This is a genomic window from Desulfocurvus sp. DL1XJH-121, assembly GCF_054819825.1.
In genome coordinates this window covers 1-229 of sequence record NZ_JBTVWW010000234.1, presented here as the reverse complement: position 1 = coordinate 229, position 229 = coordinate 1, and the positions used below count along the sequence as shown (strand labels likewise).

Sequence of the window (229 nt, the reverse complement as noted above, 5' to 3'; positions counted from 1 at the left end):
TACAATCCATCATTTGAATGCAGAAGTCGGGGTCGTTTTGAACGGATCCCAGGGAAATATGCATGTGTGAATCGTTAAAACCGGGCATGATCAGACGGTCACCGCAGTCGATTACCCTAGTCTCTTCACCCGTGTAATCTGCAACCTCAACAGCAGGAATTACGCCTAAAACACGATTCCCTTTCAGCGCTAAGGCTCCTGCTTCAGGCTTATCTCCTACACCGGTAAA

General features: G+C 48.0%; 1 pseudogene. It reads right to left on the bottom strand.

What is annotated here, in order from left to right:
- Positions 1-229: pseudogene (locus tag ACYYG1_RS17985) on the bottom strand (hypothetical protein); the annotation flags it as partial.